The 10,040-nt window shown below is 36.9% G+C and carries 13 protein-coding genes; 12 read left to right on the top strand and 1 reads right to left on the bottom strand.

The window, feature by feature from the left end; all coding sequences use genetic code 11:
• The first annotated feature begins 286 nt into the window (after positions 1-286).
• From LIZ98_RS15365 to LIZ98_RS15330, 8 genes are all read left to right on the top strand, one after another.
• The gene (locus LIZ98_RS15365; protein ID WP_227140158.1) at positions 287-988 is read left to right on the top strand and encodes an anthrax toxin lethal factor-related metalloendopeptidase; all 702 of its coding nucleotides are present in this window, start codon (positions 287-289) and stop codon (positions 986-988) included.
• Positions 989-1,004: 16 nt separating this feature from the next.
• Positions 1,005-1,799: a thymidylate synthase gene (locus LIZ98_RS15360; protein ID WP_227092131.1), complete on the top strand. Its 795-nt coding sequence runs from the start codon at positions 1,005-1,007 to the stop codon at positions 1,797-1,799.
• Positions 1,796-2,281, top strand: coding sequence for a dihydrofolate reductase (locus tag LIZ98_RS15355; protein ID WP_034770531.1), 486 nt, complete (start codon positions 1,796-1,798; stop codon positions 2,279-2,281). The genes LIZ98_RS15360 and LIZ98_RS15355 overlap by 4 nt, the downstream gene beginning before the upstream one ends.
• Positions 2,282-2,302: 21 nt before the next feature.
• Positions 2,303-2,974 (top strand): SOS response-associated peptidase, encoded by a 672-nt coding sequence (locus LIZ98_RS15350; protein WP_227203121.1) that lies wholly within the window; start codon positions 2,303-2,305, stop codon positions 2,972-2,974.
• A 15-nt stretch (positions 2,975-2,989) separates the two neighbouring features.
• Positions 2,990-3,841 (top strand): DegV family protein, encoded by an 852-nt coding sequence (locus LIZ98_RS15345; protein WP_227092129.1) that lies wholly within the window; start codon positions 2,990-2,992, stop codon positions 3,839-3,841.
• Positions 3,842-4,049: 208 nt separating this feature from the next.
• Positions 4,050-4,601 carry an SCO family protein gene (locus LIZ98_RS15340; RefSeq protein ID WP_034770809.1) on the top strand — a complete coding sequence of 184 codons (552 nt, stop codon included), beginning with the start codon at positions 4,050-4,052 and terminating at the stop codon, positions 4,599-4,601.
• Between the two features lie 99 nt (positions 4,602-4,700).
• Positions 4,701-5,513 (top strand): SGNH/GDSL hydrolase family protein, encoded by an 813-nt coding sequence (locus tag LIZ98_RS15335; protein ID WP_227140160.1) that lies wholly within the window; start codon positions 4,701-4,703, stop codon positions 5,511-5,513.
• Positions 5,514-5,532: 19 nt separating this feature from the next.
• Positions 5,533-6,114 (top strand): YpmS family protein, encoded by a 582-nt coding sequence (locus LIZ98_RS15330; RefSeq protein WP_034770526.1) that lies wholly within the window; start codon positions 5,533-5,535, stop codon positions 6,112-6,114.
• Positions 6,115-6,148: 34 nt separating this feature from the next.
• On the opposite strand, the gene LIZ98_RS15325 is transcribed toward LIZ98_RS15330, so the two are convergent.
• Positions 6,149-7,516 (bottom strand): RsmF rRNA methyltransferase first C-terminal domain-containing protein, encoded by a 1,368-nt coding sequence (locus LIZ98_RS15325; protein WP_227140162.1) that lies wholly within the window; start codon positions 7,514-7,516, stop codon positions 6,149-6,151.
• A gap of 228 nt (positions 7,517-7,744) precedes the next feature.
• Here LIZ98_RS15325 and msrA point away from each other — a divergent pair, with 228 nt between their 5' ends.
• From msrA to LIZ98_RS15305, 4 genes are all read left to right on the top strand, one after another.
• Complete coding sequence (msrA, locus tag LIZ98_RS15320) at positions 7,745-8,281, top strand: peptide-methionine (S)-S-oxide reductase MsrA (protein WP_227140161.1); 537 nt, start codon at positions 7,745-7,747, stop codon at positions 8,279-8,281.
• A complete protein-coding gene (msrB, locus tag LIZ98_RS15315; RefSeq protein WP_034770522.1) occupies positions 8,281-8,712 on the top strand; it encodes a peptide-methionine (R)-S-oxide reductase MsrB in 432 nt (143 codons plus the stop codon). Before msrA ends, msrB begins: the two co-directional genes overlap by 1 nt.
• 58 nt (positions 8,713-8,770) lie before the next feature.
• A complete protein-coding gene (locus tag LIZ98_RS15310; protein ID WP_034770521.1) occupies positions 8,771-8,995 on the top strand; it encodes a YozE family protein in 225 nt (74 codons plus the stop codon).
• Positions 8,996-9,402: 407 nt separating this feature from the next.
• Positions 9,403-9,747 (top strand): ArsR/SmtB family transcription factor, encoded by a 345-nt coding sequence (locus tag LIZ98_RS15305; RefSeq protein ID WP_041846673.1) that lies wholly within the window; start codon positions 9,403-9,405, stop codon positions 9,745-9,747.
• The last annotated feature ends 293 nt before the right edge of the window (positions 9,748-10,040 follow it).

Raw genomic sequence — 10,040 nt, 5'->3', positions numbered from 1 at the left:
CCCATTTAATGGGCTTTTTGGAAATTTTTTGCATAACACAAGTGTCAAACTCCCGGTATGTGCTTTTTTCAAAGATGGATAGAAAGCTATAGCCATATTTACCAAGTTATAATATGATAGATTAAGAGAGTTTTTTATCAATATTCTCGGAAACGGATATATGCTTTTACAAATAGAGAGGAAATCTGCTGTCCATTGCGTGTTAACTTCATAGGAAACATATGAGTCGGTATCTATGGCAACAAAGTTTATGTAAATAGCCTACTTGTTAAGGGTGGAATGCAGCATGAAACGACAGAAATTATCCCTTATGATTACGGTGCTGATCGTGATTTTTATTCAAGGCTCAACTACAACGTTTGATTTTTTATTTTTAAAAGATATTGAAAATACACATTTCAACCAACATTTGAATTTACGAGCTTCAGAGATTACTCCGTCCATAATATTATTACCGAATAATTCATTTGATGAAGAAGCAGCAGCACAGATGGTTAACCGAATTGATTCACTGCCCATATCGCTCTTGGAAAAAATATATGATCAACATATTAAAATTCGTTTATTTAACGGCCATTTGACGGATTTTCCAAGTACCCGTTCGTTGACAGGAATAACACCCAGAGGCTATGCAGATACAACGGTAACTTGGGATAATGTCCCCGGTGCAGGTGGAGGCAGGATCGTATTTGTGAAAATCGGTGCCAGTGATAAAGGAGAAGGACATGGTTCAGTAAATTTGGAATTGCATGAGTTGGCTCATTCCATTGACCGAATCGTTTTTAAGGGGATTCGCGATCAAATCTATTTTCAATCGATTTGGAAACTTGAAGCTAAACAATTATTCGGGAATAATAATTATTATTTGTTATATCCGGAAGAATATTTCGCTGAGGTCTTTGCTTACTTTTATGCGAATAGTGATACAAATCATTATTTAAAAGAGCACGCCCCAAAAACATATACGTTTATCAAGAAATTGCAATAAATAAAGGTGGTTTATGATGAAACAATATCTGGATTTATGTAGACATGTGCTTGAAAATGGTGTAAAAAAGGAAGACCGTACAGGTACCGGAACCATTAGTACATTTGGCTATCAAATGCGGTTTAATCTTCAAGAAGGTTTTCCGTTACTTACGACAAAAAAAGTCCATTTAAAATCGGTCATTCATGAATTATTATGGTTTATTCAAGGTAATACGAATGTAAAATATTTACAAGAAAACGGGGTTCGTATTTGGAATGAATGGGCAGATGAAGATGGCAATCTCGGTCCGATTTACGGTCACCAATGGCGGTCATGGACAGGGGCAGACGGCAGAACCCATGATCAATTAAAGGAAGTCATTGAACAAATAAAGACGAATCCGAATTCCAGACGCCTCATCATTAGTGCATGGAATGTCGGTGACTTGGATAAGATGGCACTGCCCCCATGTCATACTTTGTTTCAATTTTACGTTGTCGATGGCAAACTGTCCTGTCAACTATATCAACGATCCGGTGACTTGTTTTTAGGTGTTCCGTTTAATATTGCTTCATATTCATTGCTCACGATGATGATCGCCCAGGTATGTGACCTAGAGCCCGGGGAATTTATTCATACATTTGGTGATGTCCATATTTATTTAAATCATATCGAACAAGTAAAATTGCAATTAACGAGAGAGCCCCGGAAACTGCCGACGATGAAATTAAATCCGAATGTCAAAAATATATTTGATTTTAAATATGAAGACTTTTCACTGGAAAACTATCATCCACACCCGCCGATCAAAGGAGTCGTAAGTGTATGATATCATTTATCGTTGCAATGGATCAAAACGGGTTAATCGGAAACAACAACGAAATTCCGTGGCATTTACCGGATGATTTGAAAAGATTTAAAAAAATAACAATGGGTCATCCCATCGTCATGGGGCGAAAAACTTTCCAATCCATCGGTCATCCGCTCCCCGGTCGTGAAAATATTATATTGACAAGAAATAAGAATATATCTTTTGAAGGTTGTACCGTTTTTCACACACTGGAAGATTTGCTTGATTATTGTCGAAATAAAGATGGCGAAGTGTTTATCATCGGTGGTGCTGATATGTTTCGCATTTTCCTTCCTTTTGTTGAAAAATTATATGTGACAAAAATCAATCAAGAGTTTTCCGGGGATGTTTATTTTCCGGAACTGGATTGGTCTCACTTTCAATTGGTTTCTAAGGAAAAAGGGAGAAGAGACGAAAAAAATCCCTATGATTATGAATATTTGCTTTATAAAAAACGTTAACCCATGGAAGAGGTGCGAAATATGTGTGGCAGATTTACCTTAACTGTTGATCTGCAAGATGTAGTTGACTATTTTCAGTTACAGTTCATACCGGACCACTTTTCGCCCAGTTTCAATATTGCCCCTTCCCAACTAGTTTTGACTGCTATTGCTCATAACGGTGAAAGAAGGGCGGGTTATATGAAATGGGGATTGGTTCCATATTGGGTAAAACAACCGAAGCAGTGGAAACCATTGATTAATGCCCGTTCTGAATCGTTAACTGATAAATCAAGTTTCAAACATTTAGTAGAAAAACATCGCTGTGTTATTTTTGCCGATAGTTTTTATGAGTGGAAAGTGGAAAATGGCAAGAAAACCCCGTACCGGATCATGAAAAATGATGGAAAACCGTTTGCCTTTGCCGCTCTTTGGGATCGTAATCGGGAAGGCGATAGGGAATTAATCACTTGTGTTATTCTGACAACAAGCGCCAATGAAAAGGTACGAAATATTCATGAACGAATGCCGGTTATGTTGGATAATGAAGAGGCATGGGAAACTTGGCTAAATACAAAGGAATATCCTTATGCAAAAGCAAAGGAACTTCTTAAGCCCTATCCGATGGAAAACCAAAAATTGTATGTTGTCTCAAGTCTTGTAAACTCTCCTAAAAATAATGGAGAGGAATGTATTCGACCGTTATTTAGTTAAATTATTGTCAAAAGGATGTGGATTTTAATGTCTATTAAAATCGTTACAGATTCTACAGCAGATTTATCATCTGAAGAAGCCCAGCAGTATGGAATTCATATTATACCGTTAAAAATTGATTTAAACGGAAAAACTTACTTGGATCGAGTAGATATAACGCCGTCAGAATTTATGAGGGAAATGAGAAAATCAGAAGAGTTGCCAAAAACATCTCAACCTTCATTCGGTACTTTTACGGAATTATATGAACGTCTGACTGCGGATGGGAGTGAAGTACTATCGATTCATTGTGCCGGTCCGTTAAGCGGGACGGTTCAAACAGCTCAGTCGGCGGCTGACCAATTTGACGGGAAAGTAACAGTTGTTGATTCATTGTATATTTCCAGAGGACTTGCCTTTCAAGTAATTGAAGCTAGTAAATTGGCTAAATTAGGAAAATCGATTAAAGAAATTTTGCATCGAATAGAAGAAGTTCGTCATCATACGAGATTATTTGTCGTTGTGGATACGTTAGAAAACCTGACTAAAGGTGGGCGAATCGGAAAAGGAAGAGCTTTAATAGGTTCTCTTTTACATATTAAGCCAATTGCAGTACTTAAAGATGGAATGTACTCCCCAATGGCAAATGTCCGTAATTACAGTCAAGTTATTAAGCATTTAGTGAAAAATTTTAAGGAAGATGTAGACGGGAGAACTATTAAAGGTATCGGTCTCGCTCATGCTGATGGAATGGAACTGGCGACAAGGTTAAAAGAAAAACTTCATGAGCTCTATGAAAATCTCGAGATAAAAATTGTGGAAACGACTCCGATCATCAGTACGCATACCGGACCTGGCGCGATCGGTTTCACTTATTTTGCCGAATAATAGCATTTGTTTTACAAAAAATTTTAAAGAAAACCGGCTTAAATCTTTTAAGCTGGTTTTTTAATGGTTTTGGTATAGGTGTGTAATAAATCTTATTCCATTCATAAAGGTCATAATATTTTCGTTTATTTTTCTGGTTTGGTACAATGTTGCCAAGGACAGGGGGGATCATGTGAGGACAAATCGTATTCTGGCATTGTTGGCTTTTATGCTAATTATTTTAAATGGCTGTAGTTCTGCAACAATTAAAAACGGTGTCGAATGGCCGATTGAAGACTTTGAGTATACAGATCAGAATGGTGAGCCGTTTGGTTTAGCGGATTTAAAAGGAAAGGTCTGGGTAGCCAATTTTATTTTCACAAACTGCGAAACCGTTTGTCCGCCAATTACGGCAAATATGGCTCGTATTCAGAGAATGCTTGAAGAAGAAGGTTTGGATAAAGTCGAATTGGTTTCTTTCAGTGTCGATCCGGAAGTGGATACACCCGATATATTAAAAGCGTTTGCAAGTCATTTTACCGAGGATTTACATAATTGGCATTTTCTTACCGGCTATGTACAAAAACATATTGAACAATTTGCTAAAGAGAACTTTAAATTCCAGGTATATAAACCGGAAGATGATGATCAAGTGATTCACGGAACGGACTTGTTTTTAGTCAACCAAGATGGTATTATTGTAAAATATTATTCGGCCTTGGATGTTCCATATGAGGAATTGTTATCCGATATTCAAATTTTATTAAAACAAAGTGATTAATTGCATGCGGCATCATCTTGCTGCATGTTCTTTTTTCCATTATGAATATGATATAATAAAAATACAATTTTATTAAACTATTACAAGTAGGTGAAAAGATTGAAAAAAATCACCTTCACAATATTTGCTGTTGTTTTGATTTCCACTTTTGGTTATTTCATTTTTTCCACTCAAGCAAATTCTGTATCAACTCAACCGCTCAGGGAAATCTATTCCGATAATAAAAAAACGAAATTGCCCGTTGATTTTATCCCTTCAACCATGCATGTTACGGCAATTGGCGATTCACTGACTCAAGGGGTTGGCGATACGACAAATCAGGGTGGGTATTTAAAATATTTACAGGAAGACTTGGTAACATTAAAAGGGGTTAAAGATGTGCAAGTTACCAATCTTGGTATTAAAGGTCAGCGCTCAGACCAGTTATTGGAACGGCTCAAAACAAATGAAGTTAAGGAGTCAATTAACAAGGCAGATATGGTATTAATTACCATTGGTGGAAACGATATTATGAAAATTGTCAGCAATCATATTTCGAATTTACAAATAAATCAATTTGAAACAGAATTAGTCGGTTATGAAAAACGGTTAAATTCAATATTATCGGAAATTACGACCGCTAATCCGGATGCGATCATTGTTTTGATCGGGTTATATAATCCATTTTCGGAATGGTTTCAAGAGATTAAAGAATTTGATGCCATTTTGGAAGACTGGAATACAGCTGCCCGGGAAGTTGTTGAGCAATATGATCATGCGATTTTTGTCAATGTATCACCTATTTTCACTAATCCGGATGAAAATTTATTGTATGAGGATCATTTCCATCCGAACAATAAGGGGTATGAACGGATTAGCAAAGAAGTATTTTCAGCTATATTGAAAAATCAAGGTATAAAAAAATGGGATTGATAGAAAAGAGAGGTTATCGATGAGTAAAAAGTTTACGTGGAAAACAGCCTTTTTTACGTTGCTTATTATAAATATCGTAATCATTGTTTTCCTTTTCACGATGGTTTTTCTTCCGGCAGGCGGTGATTCACTTACCGGTGAGAATGGAGTGTCTAAAAAAAGTCAGGCAAGTCTAACGGTTACGGCAAACAAACAGGACTTAAATATTTTGATTAACGACTTCATTGAAAAAGAGAATGCGGATAGTCCGATTGATTATAAAGTGTATTTAAATGATGAAGTGGAGTTATATGGAACGTTACCGGTTTTTGACCAGAATGTTGAAATGAAATTAACCTTCGAACCAAAAGCACTGGAAAATGGTGATTTGATTTTATCGCAAAATACGATCCATATCGGGAAATTACAATTGCCGTCAAGATATGTGATGAATTTTATCAAAAATAATTATCACTTCCCAAAATGGGTGGAAATTTTCCCTAATGAAAAAATTATTTACATCCATTTAACGGATATCAAATTGAAAAATCAATTACACATTCATGCCAATACCTTTGACCTGAAAAATGATGATATTTCATTTTCATTGCTTGTTTATTAAGAAAAGCGCAGCCTTCTGCGCTTTTCTACTATTCTTACATAATCCGTAACCCTTTGGGATAAAGGTTTTTGATAATTCCATTCGATTCTTTTCCCCAACCGAGCGGAAAACCGTTAATCGTCATCAGTACCCATCCTTTATATTGTCCCGTTCCTTTCAAAGTTTCGCCTTTTAAATATCGTTGCCAATCCTCGCCTTCTAAAGACAAATCGATTGTTTGCCGGCATTGATTTTTCATTAATGCAAGGGCGAGGGCATGGTTTGGCTCAAATCGGTTTTTCTTTAATTCTCCCAGGTGGAGGCCGGCACGTATGACTCTTAACCCGCTTAAATCCGGACATTCATCAGGAAGCGAATGAATGACAGACCCTAATACATGTAAATTTTTCCAGTTCACCTGTTGCAAATATTCCTTTTCAAATAAACAATAGTCTTGCCAATCTTGCTTTTTCTTCGATTTGAATGGCTTGGTCGGACTTTCCGGGGTTGTGGAAGTTTTTATGAGCTTGGCCGCAAAATGACCTTCTCCCTTTAATTTATGCGGCCAAAGTCTGGCGCATTTTTCCACTTCCGATAACCGGTATTTTGTCCATTCAGGGCGGCCGCCTTCGATCCCATTTCGTTTTTCGATTGTTAACAATTCCATGTCCGGATATTTGTTAAGAAATGTTTCAATGACTTGTTCATTTTCTTCGGGTGAGAACGTACAGGTTGAATATACCAGAATTCCGTTTTCCTTTAACATTTGATAGGCGGAGTCAAGAATCTCCAGCTGTCTTTCCCGGCAAAGTTCTACATGCTCCTGACTCCAATATTGCCTTGCTTCCTCATCTTTTCGAAACATACCTTCTCCCGAGCACGGAGCATCAAGTAGAATTTTGTCAAAATAAAACGGAAAATGTTGCGAAAGTCGCTCCGGTGTTTCATTTGTGACGACTGTATTCGTTAGCCCAAACCGTTCAATATTTTCGGAAAGTGCTTTTGCCCGTTTCGGATGGATCTCATTTGAAATGAGTAAACCTCTACTTTCCATGGCACAGCCGATTTGGGTTGATTTCCCGCCTGGTGCTGCACATAAATCCAACACTTTGTCAGTTGGTTTAGCATCAAGCAATCGAGCTACAGACATGGCACTAGGTTCTTGAATATAATAAAGTCCGGCTCTATGGTACGGATGTTTTCCGGGTTCATCTTGTTGGTAATGATAATAATATCCGTAATCGGTAAAGGGGATTTTTTCAATCGGAAATGGGCTGATGCTTTCCCACTTTTCATTCGTAATTTTTAGCGGATTTAGTCGTAAGCCTGCTGTCCGTTCATCTTGATAGGTTTTTAAAAACATTGCAGCCTCTTCTTTAAGTAAATTTTTCATTTTTGTAATAAAAGCTTCGGGTAATTGAATTGACAATATTGTTTCTCCTTTCAAACCATCAGGACGAGTATTCTAAAGATATATTAACAAAATAAAATAAGGAAGGGAAATAACAGATTCGCTATCCATACCGATTTTTTACAGTATGGCAAAGGAACAATAAATACGTAACACATGCAATCAATCGAATGTTTTTACACGTTTAAGTCATTTTTGCTAAAATATAAAGAACCAAAAAGCACGAGTGAGGGTGGTAAAATGACAGGCAACAAATACGAGCAGGCAATTTTTGCAGGGGGTTGCTTTTGGTGTATGGTAAAACCTTTTGACCAATGGCCGGGTATTAAGAAAGTGGTATCCGGATATACGGGAGGAGTTCTTCCAAACCCGACATATGAGGAAGTTTGTCTAGGGATAACGGGTCATTATGAAGCGGTCCAAATTACTTATGATCCGTCCATCATATCTTATGAGCAATTACTTGATATTTTTTGGCAACAAATTGATCCAACTGATCCCGGCGGTCAGTTTTATGATCGGGGGCAATCCTACCAGACCGCAATCTTTTATTTGAATGATGAACAAAAGCAAAAAGCGGAACAATCAAAGCAAGCGCTAGAGAAAAGTGGGCGCTTTCATAAACCAATTGCCACAAAAATATTACCTGCAAACGATTTTTTTGAAGCAGAGGAATACCATCAGAACTATTACAAAAAAAATCCTGAGCATTACAATCGATATTTTATTGGTTCGGGAAGAGCGACATTTATCGAAAAACATTGGAGGGATAAATAATGCCATCATCAAAGGATGAATTAAAGAAAAAACTTTCACCGCTTGCATATGAGGTAACCCAGAACAACGGAACGGAGCCGCCATATCATAATGAATATTGGGACCACTTTGAAGAAGGAATTTATGTTGATATTATTTCCGGAAAACCGCTTTTCAGTTCAAAAGATAAATATGATGCCGGATGCGGTTGGCCGAGTTTCACAAAACCGATTGATGATGAAGAAATGATGGAAAAGATGGATACGAGCCATCAGATGATTCGCACAGAAGTTCGAGGGAAGACGAGTGATGCCCATTTAGGACATGTATTTCCGGACGGACCGGGACCAACCGGATTACGTTATTGTATTAATTCGGCTGCCTTACGATTTATTCCAAAGAAAGATTTGGAAAAGGAAGGATACGGACAATATAAAAAATTGTTTGATTGACTTGAAAAAATCAAGCTGCCTGTTGGTTAGAAAGACAAATTTTAGGAAGGAAAGGCAAATGGCAAAATCTTTTTATCATTTTTTAATGAGATATCGTAATGCCGGGGCAAAGGATGAAATGGCAAAATTTGCAAATGATGCATTTCTCGATCACGGTTTTCCGAAAAGTTCAACCGACTATGATGAGTTGAGTCGCTATTTGGAAATGAACGGTGACTATTTACCATCAATGACTACTTTTGATCGGGCTTGGGAGTTATATAAAGAAATAGAAGATAAATGAAATGAAGGGTGATTGGATTGAGTCGAAATGATTCAAAATTCCGATCCCCTTTTTTTACAATAAGTGCTTGATCAAAAAAGCGGACATAAAAAGTCAAGTTATCATTTTTGGGTCTTCGGAATATATAGTGGAATTACTATTTTAATAATTTAAAAACAGTTAGTGTTAAATCGGATTATTTAGTGGAATACTAAGGAAAATAATAGTTCCAATCAAACACAAACACAGGTGATTATAGGTTGAAAAAAATTTAAATAGTCAGTGCAAGGGAAATAAATTACTATATTGTAAAGGTGTCATAACGTACTGATAAAAAAGATGCTTATATTATGAATTTCACTGTATAAACGTCTTGACACAAAAACTATTACACTATATAATGTAATTGTGAAATGGAGGAGGAAATAATGGCTGAAAACTGGTGTACACCAAAACCAAAACTAACGGAACGCCCCTTGTTAGATACAGATAACGCTGAGGGTTTAAGTGAGACCTTTAAAATACTTTCTAATGGGACTCGACTCAGAATATTGCACACTTTGATTCGAACACCAAATTTATCTGTTAGTGAGGTAGCAGAACAGCTTGAAATGAAACCTCAAGCCATTTCCAACCAACTTCAACGATTGGTCGATAAAGGCATCGTTCGCAATAATCGTGAAGGCAATTTTATTCGGTACCGAATTGTTGATAATTGTGTCGTTAGTCTTTTAGACCAAGGTTGGTGTTTAACCGAGGATTTACCAAAATAATAAGGAGGAGTTTGGTATGGAAAAATGTGCGAGACCAAGCTGTAATTGTCTTCTTGGTGAAAACAAAGTAGAAGTAGAAGGAAAAGTTTATTGCAGTCAAGAATGTGTAGATAACTGTACTGATGAAGTCTGTGAGTGCAAAGATTGTAGCTGTGCTACTGCATAAATGAATAATGAAAAGGTTATCCCTGCATCAATGGGATAACCTTTTTTACGTAGGATATTCAATGAAAGATAATTAGGGGTTGCTGAACAAACAAAAAAACCAAATAGGAGAAGGATTTATGAGCTTT

Source organism: Caldibacillus sp. 210928-DFI.2.18, from assembly GCF_020554505.1.
In the GTDB taxonomy this organism is placed as follows: Bacteria; Bacillota; Bacilli; order Bacillales; family Caldibacillaceae; genus Caldifermentibacillus; species Caldifermentibacillus hisashii.
The sequence above is the reverse complement of the archived record's forward strand: the minus strand, read 5'-3'. Positions and strand labels throughout refer to the sequence as shown.